This is a genomic window from Wolbachia endosymbiont of Litomosoides brasiliensis, assembly GCF_013366805.1.
GTDB lineage: Bacteria > Pseudomonadota > Alphaproteobacteria > Rickettsiales > Anaplasmataceae > Wolbachia.
Genome location: NZ_WQMO01000004.1, coordinates 19,564 through 38,217, shown reverse-complemented (window position 1 = coordinate 38,217; position 18,654 = coordinate 19,564). Strand labels below are relative to the sequence as shown.

18 protein-coding genes and 2 pseudogenes are annotated in these 18,654 nt (G+C 33.5%); 9 read left to right on the top strand and 11 right to left on the bottom strand.

Annotated elements, in window-relative coordinates:
* Window positions 1-2: 2 nt before the first annotated feature.
* The gene (locus GO684_RS05510) at window positions 3-125 is read right to left on the bottom strand and encodes a hypothetical protein (protein WP_255419639.1); all 123 of its coding nucleotides are present in this window, start codon (window positions 123-125) and stop codon (window positions 3-5) included.
* A gap of 211 nt (window positions 126-336) precedes the next feature.
* On the opposite strand from GO684_RS05510, the gene GO684_RS05140 reads away from it, so the two are divergent.
* The gene (locus tag GO684_RS05140) at window positions 337-489 is read left to right on the top strand and encodes a hypothetical protein (RefSeq protein ID WP_246228190.1); all 153 of its coding nucleotides are present in this window, start codon (window positions 337-339) and stop codon (window positions 487-489) included.
* Between the two features lie 41 nt (window positions 490-530).
* Here the strand turns inward: GO684_RS05140 and GO684_RS05135 are convergent, their stop codons facing one another.
* The 3 genes from GO684_RS05135 to hemE all read right to left on the bottom strand — a co-directional run bounded on the left by GO684_RS05135 (window position 531) and on the right by hemE (window position 2,934).
* Window positions 531-611, bottom strand: a complete 81-nt coding sequence (locus tag GO684_RS05135; protein ID WP_255419640.1) for a hypothetical protein — start codon at window positions 609-611, stop codon at window positions 531-533.
* A 73-nt stretch (window positions 612-684) separates the two neighbouring features.
* Window positions 685-1,878, bottom strand: coding sequence for a pyridoxal phosphate-dependent aminotransferase (locus GO684_RS01455; protein WP_175938290.1), 1,194 nt, complete (start codon window positions 1,876-1,878; stop codon window positions 685-687).
* A gap of 60 nt (window positions 1,879-1,938) precedes the next feature.
* Window positions 1,939-2,934, bottom strand: a complete 996-nt coding sequence (hemE, locus tag GO684_RS01450) for a uroporphyrinogen decarboxylase (RefSeq protein WP_175938288.1) — start codon at window positions 2,932-2,934, stop codon at window positions 1,939-1,941.
* A gap of 429 nt (window positions 2,935-3,363) precedes the next feature.
* Between hemE and GO684_RS01445 the strand changes: the two genes are divergently transcribed.
* The 4 genes and pseudogenes from GO684_RS01445 (at window position 3,364) to GO684_RS01430 (ending at window position 7,794) form a co-directional block, all read left to right on the top strand.
* A complete protein-coding gene (locus GO684_RS01445; RefSeq protein ID WP_175938286.1) occupies window positions 3,364-4,179 on the top strand; it encodes a transporter associated domain-containing protein in 816 nt (271 codons plus the stop codon).
* Between the two features lie 914 nt (window positions 4,180-5,093).
* Window positions 5,094-6,485, top strand: coding sequence for a class II fumarate hydratase (gene fumC, locus GO684_RS01440; RefSeq protein ID WP_175938284.1), 1,392 nt, complete (start codon window positions 5,094-5,096; stop codon window positions 6,483-6,485).
* 148 nt (window positions 6,486-6,633) lie between these two features.
* Window positions 6,634-6,786 (top strand): hypothetical protein, encoded by a 153-nt coding sequence (locus GO684_RS01435; RefSeq protein WP_175938282.1) that lies wholly within the window; start codon window positions 6,634-6,636, stop codon window positions 6,784-6,786.
* Between the two features lie 40 nt (window positions 6,787-6,826).
* Window positions 6,827-7,794: pseudogene (locus GO684_RS01430) on the top strand (IS630 family transposase).
* A gap of 96 nt (window positions 7,795-7,890) precedes the next feature.
* On the opposite strand, the gene GO684_RS01425 reads toward GO684_RS01430, so the two are convergent.
* From GO684_RS01425 to GO684_RS01415, 3 genes are read right to left on the bottom strand one after another with little or no spacing between them, the layout of a single operon-like run.
* Window positions 7,891-8,265 (bottom strand): cytochrome c-type biogenesis protein, encoded by a 375-nt coding sequence (locus GO684_RS01425; protein ID WP_175938280.1) that lies wholly within the window; start codon window positions 8,263-8,265, stop codon window positions 7,891-7,893.
* A complete protein-coding gene (locus GO684_RS01420) occupies window positions 8,249-9,292 on the bottom strand; it encodes a hypothetical protein (RefSeq protein WP_175938278.1) in 1,044 nt (347 codons plus the stop codon). The genes GO684_RS01425 and GO684_RS01420 overlap by 17 nt, the downstream gene beginning before the upstream one ends.
* A 2-nt stretch (window positions 9,293-9,294) precedes the next feature.
* Complete coding sequence (locus GO684_RS01415; protein ID WP_175938276.1) at window positions 9,295-9,654, bottom strand: ferredoxin family 2Fe-2S iron-sulfur cluster binding protein; 360 nt, start codon at window positions 9,652-9,654, stop codon at window positions 9,295-9,297.
* A 120-nt stretch (window positions 9,655-9,774) separates the two neighbouring features.
* Between GO684_RS01415 and murD the strand changes: the two genes are divergently transcribed.
* Complete coding sequence (murD, locus tag GO684_RS01410) at window positions 9,775-11,268, top strand: UDP-N-acetylmuramoyl-L-alanine--D-glutamate ligase (protein WP_175938336.1); 1,494 nt, start codon at window positions 9,775-9,777, stop codon at window positions 11,266-11,268.
* 12 nt (window positions 11,269-11,280) lie between these two features.
* Entirely contained in the window at window positions 11,281-11,880 is a 600-nt protein-coding gene (locus GO684_RS01405; RefSeq protein ID WP_175938274.1) for a COQ9 family protein, read from the top strand.
* Between the two features lie 247 nt (window positions 11,881-12,127).
* On the opposite strand, the gene GO684_RS05505 is transcribed toward GO684_RS01405, so the two are convergent.
* The 3 genes from GO684_RS05505 to GO684_RS01395 all read right to left on the bottom strand — a co-directional run bounded on the left by GO684_RS05505 (window position 12,128) and on the right by GO684_RS01395 (window position 14,607).
* Complete coding sequence (locus GO684_RS05505) at window positions 12,128-12,250, bottom strand: hypothetical protein (protein WP_255419638.1); 123 nt, start codon at window positions 12,248-12,250, stop codon at window positions 12,128-12,130.
* A gap of 465 nt (window positions 12,251-12,715) precedes the next feature.
* On the bottom strand, window positions 12,716-13,717 hold the full coding sequence (gene rsmH, locus GO684_RS01400; RefSeq protein ID WP_175938273.1) for a 16S rRNA (cytosine(1402)-N(4))-methyltransferase RsmH: 1,002 nt from the start codon (window positions 13,715-13,717) through the stop codon (window positions 12,716-12,718).
* Window positions 13,718-14,421: 704 nt separating this feature from the next.
* A complete protein-coding gene (locus GO684_RS01395) occupies window positions 14,422-14,607 on the bottom strand; it encodes a hypothetical protein (RefSeq protein WP_175938271.1) in 186 nt (61 codons plus the stop codon).
* A gap of 1,230 nt (window positions 14,608-15,837) precedes the next feature.
* Here GO684_RS01395 and GO684_RS01390 point away from each other — a divergent pair.
* Both GO684_RS01390 and coaE read left to right on the top strand, forming a co-directional pair.
* Window positions 15,838-16,801, top strand: a pseudogene (locus GO684_RS01390) (IS630 family transposase).
* A gap of 78 nt (window positions 16,802-16,879) precedes the next feature.
* On the top strand, window positions 16,880-17,467 hold the full coding sequence (gene coaE, locus GO684_RS01385; RefSeq protein WP_175938269.1) for a dephospho-CoA kinase: 588 nt from the start codon (window positions 16,880-16,882) through the stop codon (window positions 17,465-17,467).
* Here the strand turns inward: coaE and GO684_RS01380 are convergent.
* Complete coding sequence (locus GO684_RS01380; protein ID WP_175938266.1) at window positions 17,450-18,649, bottom strand: ribonuclease D; 1,200 nt, start codon at window positions 18,647-18,649, stop codon at window positions 17,450-17,452. The genes coaE and GO684_RS01380 overlap by 18 nt on opposite strands.
* Between the last annotated feature and the right edge of the window lie 5 nt (window positions 18,650-18,654).

The following is an 18,654-nucleotide window of genomic DNA, read 5'->3' as shown; positions in this document are numbered from 1 at the left end:
CTTCAAAGTTTTAGAGCTTCACCCATGTAGTTAGTGTTGTTCTTAAAGCGAAACATATTTTTGCTAAGACTGTTATACTGTGCTTTTTTTGCTGCAATTATAGCATCTAGTTTTTTTTGCAACATATGCATTATTTTGCACTTTCTTCGGCGCTTCTTTTTCTGATTCAACGGCTTTTTTATCAATAATTTTGATTTCAAACGCTATTAAACCTTACTATTCTGCTTACTTCAGTATGGCTTCTTTTTCCGTTATTGTCCATTGTTTCTTGCACAGTAGGGATTGGTATTACACTGGTTTTCAATTGTTCATTTGGTAAACACCTTTAAGCTTACAATGCTCAGCGCCACCAAAACAGCAGAAAATAAACGCCTAAGATTTACTGGGTCATTAAAAAATACTATTTCCATCATAGTCGTATCTATAGAACCTATGGCTAGCTCAAATTGCACAAGACGTGCTAAAGGAAATAGACTCTATCACTATTAATAATCAATGAAGACTTACAGGAGCACAGACTAAGACTATCATTAAAGTGCAACATAAGTAAAACCATTGCTGTATTTTAGTGTTGTGGTCCATGTTGTTTCAAACAGACCAGCCAACAACAAATGTATCCAAGCTACATATTAACTTCACTTTACTAATATATAAGTATATTATACATGAAAAAACGCAAAAAAGTTAACTTAACATTCTACATGCTTTAATAATGCTGTTACACCCAATTTCCAGTTGTTCCTGAGAGGTAGCATAAGAAACCCTAATAAAATCCTTTAGGCCAAATGCAATTCCTGGAACTATAGCAACTAGATGATCTTCTAGTAAGTATTCAGTAAAATCAAGGTCATTATTTATTACTTTACCGCTCTTTGCGCTTTTGCCCAATAAACCTTTACATGAAACAAACAAATAGAACGCACCCTGTGGAATGGATGCTGATAAACCTGGGGCAGAATTTAGCTTTTCTACTACAAAATCTCTGCGTCTCTTAAAGACTCTCATCCTTCCCTTCAAGAAGCTATGATCGCCACTTAATGCCTCAACTGCTGCTGCCTGTGCTATTGAATTTGGGTTAGAAGTGCTCTGAGACTGCAATGTGGAAATAGCTTTTATTACATTACTTCTACCTGCAATGTAACCTATTCTCCATCCTGTCATCGCATAAGCCTTTGACACCCCATTGACCACAAAAGTCCTATCGTAAAGCTTAGGTTCAACCTGAGCTATGGTAAAAAACTTTTCATCGTATATTATATATTCATAAATGTCATCTGTAACAATATTCACATGTGGATACTCAAGCAATACTTGCGCTATTCCTTCCAACTCGCCGTATGTATATACGATCCCTGCTGGATTATTTGGTGAGTTGAGAATTAACCACTTAGTCCTTTTGGTTACTTTGCTCTCCAATAATTCCGGTGTTAATTTCAAGTCTTGCCCGCACTCTATTACAACTGGAAAGCCACCAAAAAGGTTTACCATATCAACATACGAGACCCAATAAGGAGCAGGAATTATAACTTCATCTCCAGGGTTAACCGTTGCCATAAATAAGTTAAATAGTACCTGTTTAGCACCAGCACCGACACAAACTTGGCTAAGTGCATACTCAAGGTTATTGTCCCTCTTTAGTTTACTGATTATTGCCTCTTTAAGTTCACGCGTTCCATCTACAGTAGTGTACTTGGTTTTACCTTTATCTATCGCTTGAATGGCCGCTTTTTTTATGTGGTCTGGAGTATCAAAATCTGGTTCTCCCGCAGCTAAAACACAGATTTTTTTTCCTTCGTTTTTTAACCTACTTGCCTTATCGGCTACAGCAATTGTAGGTGATGGCCTTATTAGGAGCATTCTTTCTGCGAGATCTGACATAACTTTACTAGAGCTAAATCTAAATAATAAGCCACGTATAACAAAAAAGCTAGAATTTTGTTACTGACTCTTCACTAGGTCCACTAGTGCAGCAATATTTTCAATTGGAGTGTCAGGGAGCACTCCATGACCAAGATTAAATATGAAAGGCAAATCTTCAAAGCAATCTATTATGTGCCTTGCTTCTTTAATTGCTTCTGTTTTGTTGTAGGCTAAAAGGCTGGGATTAAGATTCCCTTGCAGAGGAACTTTTAGGTTTTCTTTTGCCCATTCTATTGGAACGTTATAGTCTATGCTCACCGCAGATATACCTGTTTTTTCACAATAATCTTTGTAAAGGCTTCCAGCAGATTTTGGAAAACCTATTACCGGAAAACTAGGAAACTTGCCTTTTATTGCTGAAACAATCTTCTTCGTTGGCTTGATAACATACTTCTCAAATAGTTCTCTTGAGAGTACACCGGCGTTGCTGTCAAATAATTGAATAACATCTGCTCCAAATTCTATTTGCTTGACTAGATAAAAAATTGTCACTTCTGTTATCTGTTCAATTATCTCCTCCAAACTTGAAGGATGTAGGTTTAATACTTTAGAAAAGGTTTTGCTATTTCTTCCCTCTATTATATATGAAGCTACCGTCCATGGCCCCCCAGCAAATCCTATAAGTGACTTTTCCTCTGGTAACTGGTCTCTGACCCTCTTTATAGCATTTAAAATTGGTAAGATCTTAGTTCCAATCTTCTGTGGGTTTTTCAGTTCTTTAGGATTTTTTATGGGTTTTATTATTGGGCCTACGCCGCGTATGAAGTCTACATTGCAACCCAGAATATCAGCTACTATTAAAATATCCGAAAAAATTACTGCTGCGTCCATGCCGAATCTTATCACTGGTTGTAATGTCAATTCTACTACTAGGTCTGTGTTGTAGCACATTTCTATAAAATTACTAATACCCTTTACTGCCCTGTGGTATTCGGGAAGGGATCTACCAGCCTGTCGCATCAGCCAGATGGGTGTTTTTTTACCTTGTTTTCCCTCTTTTATAGTTTTTGACACTATCACTCTACTACTCCTTAAGTCTAATTAGTTTATCTTCTTTACCTATATGTTAGAGTATAGTAGTAGTAGTAATTTTATCAACAACTTGTTATTAACTTGGGATTTAGTTAGGACTTTTGTTACTTAACCTGTGGATAGATATGTTAATAACTTCCACATACCATTGATTTTCTGCTATAATTTATGTGTATAAGTGAAATGTTTAGAGTGTTAGTAATCTTCTCTTATAGAAAAGGTTTTTCTGTTGTAAGCTGTTACATATTCGTGTATATGCCGATGAAAAAGCTGTTAATCAATTGTTAGTATTTAGCATCGACAAGTAATTCACAAATTAGTTTGACATTATTCACATGCTTATTAAACATTTAACAACAGCTTTCTTGATAAATCTCGTCCAAGAATGTTTTGGCTGTTGCAGGAAGCAAATTGAGTAAAAAAAGAACTCTGATAGAAGAAGTAGTGTACAGGGCTTTCCTATTTCTTTTTAAGAAAATCCGCATATTAAAGAAGTGTGCAACTGAAGCGCTAATGGAAGATATACCAGATCTTAGTATATTTAATGGTCTGCTAAAGTTCCACGATTGCAATATAATTGATATAATGACTCCACGTACGGAAATATGCGCAGTAGACATCGAGTCAAGCAGACATGAGATAATAAAAAAAGTAAAAGGCACTTGCCTTACCAAAATATTAATCTATAAGAATAATTTTGATAACGTAATAGGGTTTTTTTATATAAAGGATGTTTTCTTTAGTAAAGACAAGAATTTTAATTTAAGGAGCATCATACAAAATGTGATATTCGTTCCACCATCAATGAAGACTACTAGTCTTTTTGTTAAAATGAGATCCTCTAGGTCACACTTAGCTGTTGTATTGGATGAATATGGTGGAACTGATGGTTTAATTTCAATGACTGACCTTATGGGGAAATTAATGCCAAGTGTTAGCAGTGGAAATGAGCCTTTTGAGCACGTCATTGTTGAATTATCCCAAAATAAATACGAAGTATCAGCAAGGGCTCCTATAAGGGATATAGAAGAAAATTTGGAAATAGAATTGCGTGATCCTGAGGAAGATTATGCTACGCTTGGCGGCCTAATCTTTTCAATTGCTGGTAGAGTACCTTCTGTAGGTGAAACCATCGAATATAAAAATGGAATAAAGTTTATTATAAAAGATGCAAATGAGCGCTATATCAATAAGGTAATATTGAACTTGAGTGACTACGAGAGCTAAATCAATACTTTCCTCAAAGTGTGTAGTGCTGGACACAAATTCTAGACGTAATATGCTTAGCTTAGACCCAAAGTGGGCTTCCTGTAAACTATATAGTTTTTACCCAGCTGTTATTTAGATAACACGGAAAAACTACTTGACGAACCTTACCAACTTCTTTACCATAGAAGTGTGGGTGTTTCAGGCATAAAATTCGTCTTTCTTTGTTTTAAGTGACAAAAGCGCAGTATTAAGCTAGGCTTATTATATTTAATCTTTCTTATATAGATACTCTATCTCTTTATAAAAATTTTTATCCACATTAGCTGAGCCTTGCTTGTTAAGTAATGTGAAGGGAAACTTAGGCCAAATTTTTGAGAGAATGGCAAGCAACTCACATCGCTAGGCTCCTTTTGTCTTTTTTAAAGTTAGTTAAAGATCCAACTAATCTTATTTTTTTATAAAAAATACTTGATAGACTTCTGCATTCCTCTTTAATCATGATGTTATGGGTATCTGTAATTCCAAAATTAGCTTGCTTGCCAAGTATATAGGATGTTAACATTAAGCTCCTGAAAGAGAAACTAACTAAGGTTTCTTTTGCCTTTTTTTCTATTTATTGAGTTTCTTAATAATTTATGGCTGTTGATATCTTGCTGCGTAGCGTTGGCTTCTCAGAAAATAGTAAGTAAGTCTACTAAATTCTAGTGTCGCACACTGGAATGGCGTAAGAAGGATACACTAAGATAACAGAAGAAGGATGCACTGGCATGACGTCATTTACTATGAAACATCAATATTACAATATCCACACACTTGACACTGGGGTCTAGTGTGATTTAATTAAATGAGAAATAGGGATATTCACATGAAAAAATTACATAGTGAAGCTGGATGTCAGTGTCAGCTACTTTCATGACATTAAGGGCAAAATCATGGGCAAGAAAACTAGAATAGAATTGGATAACTTGGGAGAAGTAAAAGTACCAAGTGAACATTATTGGGGAGCGCAAACACAACGTTCTTTAGAGAATTTTAAAATTGGTACAGAAAAAATGCCAGAACCCATAATTAAAGCGTTAGCAATGGTAAAACTTGCAGCAGCACGTGTAAACATGAAGCATGGTGCTATTGATAAAGAAGTAGGAAATGCGATCTGTACGGCTGCAAAGGAAATAATAGATGGTAAATTTAATAACGAATTTCCGCTCGTTATATGGCAAACTGGGTCTGGAACTCAAACTAACATGAATATAAATGAAGTGATAAGTAATCGTGCAATAGAGATTTTGGGCGGCAATTTGGGTAGTAAGTCTCCAGTACATCCAAACGATCATGTAAATTATGGTCAGTCATCGAATGATACTTTCCCGACAGCGATGCACATAGCAGCAGCAAAGCAGGTAAATCGTTCTCTCATTCCGAATCTTGAGGTATTGTACAAAGCATTGGATGGTAAGGTTCAGGAATTTAAAAATATAATAAAAGTAGGTCGCACTCATTTGCAAGATGCAACACCTCTAACACTAGGGCAGGAATTTTCTGGCTATGCAGCTCAAATTAAAAAGGGAATAGAGAGAATAAAATCAACTCTGAGCAATCTATACGAGCTTGCACAAGGTGGTACTGCAGTTGGTACGGGATTAAATACTAAAGAAGGTTTTGCTGAGGATTTTGCTAAAGAAGTTGCAGAAATTAGCAATCTTCCATTTACCTCAGCAGACAACAAATTTGAAGCATTGGCAGCTAATGATGCTCTAGTTGAATTGAGTGGAACACTTAATACAGTAGCGGTCAGTTTAATGAAAGTTGCAAATGATATAAGATTGCTTGGTTCTGGTCCAAAGTGTGGAATTGGAGAAATTACATTACCGGAAAATGAGCCTGGTTCTTCAATCATGCCAGGTAAGATAAATCCAACTCAGTGTGAGGCAGTGACTATGGTATGCGCTCAAGTTATGGGGAATCATGTTACCGTAACTATCAGTGGTTCAAATGGACATTTTGAACTGAATGTGTTCAAACCAGTGATAATTTATAATGTTTTGCAGTCTATAAGGCTTTTGGCTGATGCAAGTTTAAATTTTACAGAAAAGTGTGTGATTGGTATTAAGGCGAATGAAAAGAGGATAAAAGATCTACTAAATCAATCGTTGATGTTGGTTACTATATTGAATACACATATAGGATATGACAATGCAGCAAAAATAGCAAAACTTGCTTATAAAGAAAATATTGCTCTAAAAGAGGCGGCGGTAAAGCTTGAGCTACTCACTGAGCAAGAATTTGAAAGGATAGTAAAGCTAGAGGAATTTATAAACCACTAGTTTTACTGCCAGTACCTAAAGTAGTCCTTTTTATCTCCTTTATTCTCTTGTCCGCTATCCGCTAATATTTTTAATTTCTCATCTTATCTGTAATAATTTTTCTTTATAACGTACAGTTCACCTGCAAAATTATAATCCAGTTTAGGTAATGTTTATAGTTGTAGTTTTCTTTGATGCATCCAGCATTGTGGGCAATGCTAAAAGTGGAGATAAAGCTAGTAGTAAAATGAGTGCAAAGCTTTCCATACTAAATATTTTAACTTGTGTTAATGCAACTATACAAGAAACGGATAAACAATAATGAGAAAAAACTACTGAAATAGGAAGATGGCGAGATTTAAATGGTATTGAAATCAAAATTATTGGATGAAAAAGTTGTGGAGCCAGTAAAAGAAACGCTGAAGAAACTGCAAAATAACGCATATGTGCAAAGAGCTAAATTGTAAAAAAAGCACAGTATAACAGCCGTAACAAAAATATGTTGCATGAATAAAGCACCTAAAATTTGGAAGAGGAGAAAAATTGTTTACTCCCCTTAACGTTGTAGAAAAGCTAGATTGAATCAGAGTCAATTTAAATAAGCTGAAGTACGGATATAAGAAAATTCTAATATTACTATTAAAAAGATGAGAATAGGAATCCAGGAAAGGCTTAGCTTGAATGTCAGTAAATCTGTAGTACACCATAGTATGCAAAAAATGAAGTTTTCGTCTATTATGAAAGACCAATTCACAATGAACAAGATAAAGGTAAATAGGAGGCGTTTTAAAAAAACTTAATGGGGCTGTTGGTAGTACCATGAACAAAGGTTATTCATCTTTGATAATGAATCGTAATTGACACACATTCGAAAGTTAGCACGGGTGGTTTGAAAAGGACATTAAAACATAGGTTGAAGTAAAATTAGGTAGACAAATTTTTATCTCTACAGTGCAATTAATTCTGGAAATAGAGAGGGTTCTAGCTTATTTACACCAAATATTTAATACTGATTGTGTGAATATATTGCTTAGACAAATGTTATAATATTTAAGAACACGAGAAGCCTTTCTTGATCATGTATTGTGCTAGTTAGCATAAATCAGAAAATTTAAAGGTACCTAAAAGTATCGAGATTATATACCTACCACTATCCTCACCCAAGCTCAATCCTATTGAGGGACTTTGGTTGTATATAAAACAGAACATTTTACGTAATAAAGTCTACAATATAATTGCTTTGCTTAAGAACGCTTTATACAAATTTATTGCCTCTCTTTCTTACTCCGCAATCAAACAACTTTGCAATGTCACTTATTTGACCCACTAACAATGAGAATTGGTATTAATTGTGTTATGAGTCCGTTAATAGTGAGAGGGGAAGAATTGATCAATTTTCTATCCTTTTGGAGGAGACATGCACTACTTAAGTATATTTTCGTATTAGAAGACATCCTATTAGCAGAATTACAAGTGGAATAAGCCATAAAATATAAGTACTAAATTTTACAGGTGGAGCGATTATAATTGAATCTCCATAAGAATTTCTTAGCTCTAAAGTTATTTGCTCGTCAGTATATCCATGATTGATTTTTTCACGAATCATTTTGCGCATATCATATGCAATTTGAGATCCGGACTCAGATAATGATTCACCAGAACATATTGGACACTTTATCATTTTAAATAAATTAGTTGCTCGCTTTTCCATGCTTTTATCTTTGAGCTTGTCATCCAAGGTAAAAGCATTTGTGCTTGAGTAGAATATCAATATAAAAAGCAAGCTAATTAATACTTTCATTTTTGGTTAGTTCGGTAACTTTACTTAGTTGGTTCATAAAATCAGTGGTGGATAACTTTCCAATAAAGCTTGACCCTAGATTATCATCATATTTTATTGAAAATTGAATGCTGTCATCAGTTGTTCTTTCTGATAGGGAGAATATTAATTTTTCGAACGCATCTGAAGCTTTTGGGTGATTTTTCTCACCAACTAAAAGCGAGACTAATTCTTTATAATTAGATACGGCTACATTAACCTTGTTTGTGAATGAAGACGTAACCAAGCTGTAATTTTGCACTCCACCATCTGCAGTAAGAGAAAAGTTATCACTCTGAATTAAAAATCTTTCTATATTGAAATTAACTCTGGGAGCTGAGATGTAATTTGTAAATTCATAATCTAATTTAGTATCGACATTAAAGTAATGTTCAGGACTTGTAACGTTCTTGTATCGATAGATATAAAAATCAAACCCTAGCTTAGTGTTGCCATTTGGTTCTTTGTCAAAATGAAATTGAATGTAGTTGCTTTTACCGTTTGCTTCAGTTATAATGCCTTGTTGATTTTCTGAAGCATTGCATTTTAATCCATAATCTTCGTAACGGAGCGTGTTTACATAGTCTATCATAGTACTATTTTTATTAAGTCGCAGCGAAGATGGTAAGTCGTTTAGTTTGACAAAAAAATGGTTGTTATTGTTTGTATAGCATTTTATATTCTTTTTCTCATCATCATGGGTAGTAATATTGACTTCATTGCTTGGTATATAGATATATAACGATTTATCGAATGATCTGTTTTTTACCAGCAAAGCTTCAGACGAAATAGTTAACTGCCCATTGGAGAGCTTTGGGTCTGTTATGTGGAGAGTTAGACTAAAAGGAAATCCACTGAAGTCATATGAAATATTGAATTTTTCATCGTTAGTTATTATTTCTGCCAAAAGATTTTTTGTCTTCCATGCAGAGAAATACCAAAAAACACTGTAAACTATAAGGACAAGAAGAAATAAAAAAATTATTGTATAGATGAAAACCCTGCGCATAGCTAATCACTCCCTTGTTTATCCAGTGATATATTTCTTGTACTCCTTGGTATGGTCACGCATAAACCATCGATGTCTTTTGTAATTTTTATTTGGCACCCAAGTCTTGATGTTTCTGTTAAGCCAAAAGCTAGATCTAACATATCATTTTCCTCATCAGATATAGGGTTGTGTGTTTCTACAGCATCATAAAATTTTTGATCAACAATTACATGACATGTAGAACAAGCAAGAGAGCCTTCACATGCACCTTCAAGCAGATCTGGGTCACTTCTGTGAGCTAAATTAAGTAGAGTTTCCCCTTCTGCAGCTTCATAGCCTTTCTTGCTTCCATTAGGTAAAATAAAAGTAACAGATGGCATATTATTTTCCTATTAAGATCCTTACTAATTTCCCTATATCTTACAGGTAGTAATTAGTATTTGCAAACTCTTTACGTTAAGACTATTAACAATTTATATGACATCTTCCTAAAATAAGTGATGCAACTGAGCAAGTACAAAAATCAAAGTGTTGCAGTTTTTGGCCTTGGTAAGACTGGTTTATCCGTTATTAATACTCTAATAAAAAGTGGTGCAAAAGTGTATGCGTGGGATGATAGTGAAGAACAACTAGCAAATGCGAAAACAATGTATAAAGAGTGTAATTTTATTCATCCAAGAAAGTACGATTGGTGCGAGATAAAAGCGTTGATTTTAAGCCCTGGAGTGCCAATTTCATATCCGAAGCCGCACTGGATAGTAAAACTTGCAAGGAATTTTGACTGTAAAATAAAATCTGATATTGAACTATTTCTAGAAGCTAAAGCTGCAAACCAGAAGGTTATAGGCGTCACAGGAACGAATGGCAAATCAACCACTACGTCATTGATAGGGCATATATTAAAATCTGCGGGGAAAAAAGTAGCTATTGGTGGAAATTTAGGTATTCCTATTTTGGATCTAAAAAAAGATGCAGAAATTTATGTAGTTGAATTTTCCTCTTTTCAATTAGAGCTAATAAATATGCCTGCTGTTATTCCAGTGCATGACCATACTTTTTTTTCTGGATCTCAGTGTTGTACTACTTGGATGATAGAAGAGGTATCTGGGGTGACAAAAAGGGTGAACGGAGTGAAGAGAAGGATAGTTGGTATGAAGATAGATATTTCAGTACTGCTCAACATTACCCCAGATCACATAGACAGACATGGGAGTATGGAAAATTACATAGCGGTTAAATCAAAGCTAATAAGCGGTAGTGAAGTTGCAGTGATAGGGTGTGATAATGAAATTACCGCTGATATATTCAACAGGTTTACTGGGAATAAAATTCCAATCTCGGGAATACACTTCTTATTAGATAACAAGAAGGGTGCTAGGATCCAGAAGATCTCATTGAAACTGAAAGATTATAACTTATCGGCAAGTGAAGCGAAAATGAACTTAACATTTAACGCAGAAAACATAGCAGCTACATATGCCGTGTGTGAGCTGCTTAAAATAGATAGCAGCACTATTATCGACGGAATCAAATCTTTTTCATGGTTAAAGCACAGAAATGAACTACTTGGCAAAATAGAAAATGTGCTTTTTGTAAACGATAGCAAAGCAACTAATGCTGAATCAAGCAAAAAGGCAATTTTGTCTTATAAAAACATATATTGGATTGTTGGTGGAAAAAGTAAAGAAGGCGGTATAGAGTCATTAAGTAAGCATTTTACAAGAATTAGAAAAGCTTTTCTTATTGGGGAATCAACAGAAGTTTTTGCAAGCACTATGGAAAACAAAGTGGATTATGTTAGATGTTACAATTTAGAAAACGCATTTAGACTTGCTTTTGAAGAGGCTATAAAGAGCAAAGAAAAGATAACGATATTACTTTCTCCTGCATGCGCCTCTTTCGATCAGTGGAGAAATTTTGAAGAGCGTGGTAAAGCATTTTGTAGGATGTTTGAAAATCTCAGGGATTCATTTACAATTACATGTGCTGTTTAGTACAATGTTGTTGTGGAACAAGATGAAATAAGGTTGATAATAGATGAGCTAATCAGGGTTATTCCATTTGAAGGGATAAGTGATAAAACTCTCTTAAAAGTGTGTACAGACCTTAATTTAGCCAATAGCTTTTGCAAATTTCGCAATGGGATATATAGTGCTTTAGAGTGTATGGTGGAGAACTTGAATGCTTCAGTGGAAGCTGAACTTCGAAATTCTAATTTGGAAGATATGAAAGTGCGGGAGCGAATAAGATTAGCTGTTCAAATACATCTCTCAAACTATGCTAAATTACCAAATTACAGAGAATTTTTAAAAAGTATTCTATTCTTTTCTATATTGCCAAAAAATACATACTTTTCTAGTAAACTCTTGTATGGAACAGTTAATGTGATTTGGTATAGTATTCACGATCAATCGACAAATTTTAATTACTATACAAAACGGACAATATTAGCTGGGATATACTTAGGCACAATACTCTTTTTTATTAATGACTACTCAGAAGGTTTTGCGCATACTCTATCATTTCTTGATAGGCGCATCAATAATGTTATGACATTTCAAAAGTTTAAAACCCATCTAAAAGAAATTGTAGGGAGTTTTCTATAGGACTTTTGTTATATTATAGTCCATATTTTAGAGCTACCTTAGCTTTTTTAAATTTTTATATTAAAATGGCTGAAGATTTGCTAAAGATAAATAGGAGTTGTTTATTACCCCGATGACGATATTAAGCTAAAAGAAGATGCGCAATATATAATAAACTTTTTTGAAGTGCTTGGATGTATTAAGGTTAATGTATTTAGTAAAGGTGTACCTAAGAAGCAAGAAAGCGAACTAGTTAAGTATTGTTTGGCTATCCTTGTTTTTCTAGAATTATTAATTCAAAATTCTTTAAAGAGGAGTTAGTAGTAAAGTCTATAATACGATTACCTTGCTTAAGAGCGCTTTGTGCAAATTTATTATCTCTCTTTTTCACTCCGCAATACCACTTATTTGACTTATTAACAATAAGAACTGGTATTAGGATTACCGTTTATTTTAAAGCCTATAACCAAATATAGAGAAAGAAGTAAAACGTATAAAAAGATCAAGATTGTGCTGGCAAATCTGCTCTACATTTAAGCAGAGAGTCACAAAATCATTAGTCTAGGTTTTTAAGTTGTACTAATACACTGTGGCCATTTATAGCAGCAAGGTTTTTGACCTGACTAGCTAATACTAAAGAGTTATCTCTCAAATATCCCTTCATAAACTTTGCAAGTTTTTTCGGATTATTTAAATAACTCCATTCTACTTGTAGAACTTTTATGTCACTTTGTACAAACTAATCTTACTTCTTGTTTCTATTAGCTCTTTTTATTTAACAACTGAATGTGTAATTTTACCTTAAACAGCTCTACAATACTAAAAAAATATAACTATGAGATAATACAGAAAATTCTCACGATAACCTCTGTATAGCTCTTAGCTTTGCTGAACGCGAACGTGGATTTGTCTTTACTTCTTCTGTGCTTGCTTTGATTATTTTTTTATTTAGAAGAGAGAATGCCTTACAATCGGTAGATCTTGGATCACATAAACTTTTAAAAAAAGTTTTGACTATACGGTCTTCCAAGGAATGAAAAGTGACAACTATTAATTTGCCATTCTTATTTAAAATTTCAGATGCTGCTTTAATGCCCTTTTCAAGTTCTTCTAGTTCATCATTTACCCATATTCTGATTGCCTGAAATGTTCTAGTTGCAGGATCAATTTTGCTTTTTCCACGAAACACTACAGAACGCACAATATTTGCAAGCTCGAATGTGGTTTTTATAGTTTTTTTCTTCCGTGCGTTTACTATCGCTCTTGCAATTTTATAGGAATGACGCTCACCTCCGTAGTTATATATAGTATTTGCAATTTCTTCTTCGCGTAAAGCGTTAACAAATGTTGAAGCGTTTATATGAGAAGAGTTATCCATGCTCATGTCAAGCGGACCATCATGTAAAAATGAGAATCCTCTATCTCTGTCATCAAGTTGCATAGATGAAACTCCTATGTCGAATACAACCCCATCTACAGTATTACTTGGTGTCATTCCAGTGTTTGACACTGGGATCCATATGTTTTTTTTCTGAATCATAGATGAAATAACGGAAGAGGATTTTGAGGTAGGAGAGAGCTCTGCGGGGCACTCAAGGCTATCATTATCTAATATGTTTTTCATATTGCTAAATTTTTCAATAAATAGCTTTATCCTGCTGGGATATTTAACGTTTAAATCTTCATAAAATTTAATAACAGTCTTATCCCTATCAATCGCATACACTTTGCAATCAGCTGACTCCAGTATTGCTTTGCTATATCCACCAGCTCCGAATGTGGCATCTACATATATACCACCATTTTGTGGTGAAAGTTGTGATAGCATCTCTTTTAACAAGACTGGAATATGTGTCATAGCTGTTTTATCGAAAGATTTTGTTCATGTATAAAGATAATTTTTTTACTTAAGCATGGTATTTTATAGAGACATATGGGCAATAATATAAAAATACTTAATATAGTCAATGACATAAAAATATTAAGATTAAATGAGATATCATTATTATCATAGTATTTACATCATACCCACATTTTTTCCCGTATTAAAAAAAATAAGGCATATCACTATGATATAAAACAAACCGTGATATATAGCCCCTGAGTAAATGAGTAGATCATACCACTGAAAGAGAAGTTATGAGTTAACTCAACACGTATAAGTTATGGGGTTGTCCAAAATTAAATTTTTCTCAGTTATACTTTTTACTTGTGGATCGGTTATAACAGCTGCATTCTTTGACTTGTCATTCATTACCACAATACCTATCTATAAGATTTTCTAATTCAGTTTCATGCTCTTTACAAAGAGCTGTTATACTATCGGCTGATATAATAGTATTATACATTTGCAGCATTAATTTTTTGTTTAAGCAACACAAAATTGACAAATCTACTAAACAAATTATAAGTGATACACCGGCAATTGTATTATAACCATATACTGCTGTGGCATTTCAGCAATAGCTGAGGTTGATAAGATAAGTAGTGCAACAATACATAGTTTGCTTATTCTCATGTAGCTATAAAATGATTGTACAGCCCTATATAGCTGTTCTTCTGTCAGATAAAAACTGCATCATAATTAGGGTCATAAAATGCAAGGCTATTATCTGAATTTTTCTTTATTAGTACAGCATGTCCAGGATTTTCACTTATAATAGGTTCATAAAGTGTTTTTATATACTGATTTTGATTTATTGCTGCTAGATTTAGGTATACTATAGTTAATATCTTTAGCTTTTCCATTGCTAAGATAAGGTAGTTTTTTTGCTTTTTCTTAAGAAATCTGTTTGCATTTGTTCAAACTCTTTTAAGAAATTCTCTTACTTTATCTTCTTTAAGAAGAACATAATATATTTCAATATTTCTTTTTTCTGCCCTATAAAAGCTTTTATTTTGTCAAAACTGTTGCTTGCTTTCTGTACCCGTTCTGATGGTTTACTCTATCTAGAGCAATAATACTATCCTTGACTTTCTTGATTAAGTCATATACTTAGTAATCTTTTTTTCTCGATACTATATAAATGCTCTAACAAAAGATTTTTTGTTAACTAACGAATCGTTCAAAACGACTTAGCCATATAAATTTCCACATATTCTCTATTTTTTCCCGATTGAAAAATACCCCGCTCAGAAAAAGCTATTAAATGGGCATAAAAAACTGTACTAGACAAAAACTTTTTAGATTTTCTCTATACATATATAATTATGTAAAACATTAAAGGGATGTCAAGTTTTTTTACCTTGAGTAAATCTGGCGTATAAATGAGACTTTAAAAAGTGCTAAGGTTAGGAAGTTAGTTGTATCAGCGATTCAAATCTACAACTTTGTTATAGCTTGCAGTTGTGCTAGAAGACTCAAAGCTCTTCCCCTTTTGAATTTATATGTAATAAGTGGACACAAAATCTCCTGATTTATTTCACTCTTCACACTCTGAATGTAAAAGATTGTGCAGCAAATAATAAAAGTAATACTATCAAGTTTAATTTGTAACACTTTACTGTAGCATAATCACATGCTTTTTGGTGCCTATAAACATAACCTGCGATGTTTTTTTCTCATCAGCGGTCAGTTAGCTAGCATACTAAAGACTTTTGGAGTGTTTGCAGTGAGGTTTTTTTCTAATGAGGCTGGTCGCTGCTACTATATTTGGCCATATTGGCGATAGATATGGAAGAAAGGTTGCTCTGTTGCTTTCAATTATATTAATGACTCTGTCAACCATATTAATTTCTTTTATGCCAGGATGCTAAAATCTTGGAGTACTTACATCAATATTGGTGGTATATTTAAGGTTATTGCAGAGTATATCTCTTGGAGGAAAGGCGAGAAATGTTCTCTCTTTAAGAGAGGCTCCTAATACTAATTCCACTATACAAGGAACGTATAGACAATAATGAAAAAGAAGCCTTACTGAAGTAAGTAAAGTAGCGAGTTTAAATGATGTTGAAATCAATAATTATTGGATAAAAGTCATGGAATCAGCGAAAGAAACGCTGAAGAAAGTTCAAAATAACGCATGTGTTGCAAAAGAGCTAAGTACTGTAATTGTAGCAAATAAAGCATAGTGTAACAGCCGTAGCAAAAATATGTTGCGTTCAAGAACAGCACTAACTGCATGGATAAAGCACCTAAAATTTGGAAGAGAAGAAAGGTTGTTTACTCCTCATCAGCGTCGTAGAAAAACTAGATTGAATTAGTGTTAGTTTGAACGATTTGAAGTATGGATACAAGAAGACCCTAATGTTACCATTAAAGAAATGAGAATAAGAATCCAGGGGAAATTTGGCTTGAATGTTGGCAAATCTACAGCATACTTATAGTATGCAAAAAATGAATTTTTTGTATATTACACTAGGACCAAATTTACAATAAACAGGGTAAAGTAAACAAGAAGAGTTAAAAAAAAACTTAATGAGGCTATTAGTGATATCCTGAACAAGAGTTATTCGCCGTGGATAAATCGCGATTTGGCCCACATTTGAAAGTTGGACATAGATGGTTTAGAAAGGGTGTTAGAAATTGATTAAAGTAAAATTAGATAGATATTTTTATTTCTACAGTGCAATTTAATTCTAGAAATGGAGCGAGTTCTAGCTTATTTGCCCTGAATATCAGCACTGATTGTACAAATATGTTTCTTGGATAGATATTGTAATATTTAAGAACACGAGAGGACTTTCTTGTCATGAATTGTGCTAATTGACATAATTTAAAAGGCTTAAAAGTATCTAAAAATATCAAGATTATATACATATTACTGTACTCACCAAAGCTTAACTTATTGAAAGGCTTTAGTTGTATATAAAACAGAACATTTTGCGTAATAAAGCCTATAATACAATTGCTTTGCTTGAGAGCGCTTTGTGCAAATTTATTACCTCTCTTTCTCACTCCGCAATTAAACAACTCTACAATGTTGCTTATTTGAACTACTAACAATGAGAATTAGTATAAGTGGACACATAAAAAAAAGTAGCTACTGTAAGTATAGCTTCATAATGTGTTTTTTGTTGTATGATTATAGGTCTAACAGGTGGAATTGGAGTGGGGAAGAGCTTTATAGCCAATTGCTTTAAGAGATTTGATGCTGCTGTATTTGATGCTGATTCTGTTGTACGCCAGTTTTATAGAATGGACAAAAACATAATAAGCTATGCAAAAAAAAAATTCCCTGGAGCAATAGTAAATGGTGAAATAGATAAAACAGTATTATCCAAATATTTCTTAGCTTATGATGAAAATTGGAAACAATTCCAATCTTTAGTTCATTCTGCTGTGCGAAATGAACTAGAAATTTTTATTGCTCGGGAGAAAGAGGTCGATAGGAAACTCTTAGTTTTAGACATTCCACTTTTACTAGAAGTGAGATTTTGTTTATATTGCGACTTTATTGTTTTCGTCTATGCAGATAGTGCTACACAAGCTCAAAGGCTCAGTGAACGTAATATGAATAAAAAAAAGCTGGATCTAATTTCCAGTATCCAACTACCTGTTAAAAAAAAAATGCAGATGAGTGACTTTACCATTGACACCAGAGCAAGTAAAGAATATGTCCTCTCTCAAGTAAAAGGTATAGTAGACTCATTAGGTCTCTGCAGTTGATTTTAATCCACAACTTGCCTTTACTAAATCACTCCGAATTTTGACTGTATTATTTGTAGATTTTACCACTGAAATTTCAAACTTTGAGTTTGCATTCAAAAATGACTCAACTGACATACCAAAAAAATCATATCTCCATCCCTTGAATAATTTATCTACCTGCCCGGACATTGACTCAACTAATTCATCTTTTGAAGAAACCAATTTTCTTGATATGTTATTTTCTTTACATTTGCTCTCTAAAATAATTGAGAGCATATCGAATATAGACCTATCATAATTATTTAACAGAGTATAATCTTGCTGCACAAAATTTTTCTCATTCTCATTAAAAACATCTATAAATTCTAATAAATCTTCCTCTCTTATATTTTTTGTGTTCCTCCTAAGATCATCCAAAATTTCATCAACGTGTTCCACATTTTTTTCAATAAAACCAGCTACCACAGCATTGTTCACTATCTTATTACGATTTATATTATAACGCTGTGCCAAGGTCTCTTGCCATTCACTAACTGCTTTAATAGTTAGCATCAGTTTTGGATTTACCTTATAATTAAACTTAATCTTCTTCCATGCATCTTTTGGACTATGCAAATATCTATTTATGTCAACTACTGATTCCATCTCTTCATGAAACCAGCCTATTCTGCCATTTTCTTCAAGTCTATCGCACAGTATTTGGTGTAAGTCATATAGGTGTACCACATCACTTATTGCGTAATCTAATTGATCCTTGGACAATGGTCTTCTTAACCAATCTGAATTTTTAGCTTTAATTTTATCTAACACTACCCCTTGATATTGCTCTACTACTTTTGAGTAACCAATAAAGTCGTGATAATAATAACAAAACATAGCAGCAACTTGGGTATCAAAAATAGGAACAGGAATACACTTAAACACAGTGAATAAAGATTCTATATCATGCCGACAACTATGGAACACTTTGGTTATTTCCCGGTTGAGCATGATTTTCTTAATAAATGATAAATCAACCTCTGGTGCTAATACATCTACAATGAAACTCTTCTCTCCATAAGAAATTTGAATTAATGACAATTTTGGGTAATAGGTTAAGTGATTTCTAATAAACTCCGTGTCAGCTGCTATAAACTTCGGCTTTTTTGCTATTAACTCTTCACATATATTCTCCAGCTCCAATGTTGTATTAATTAACATATATT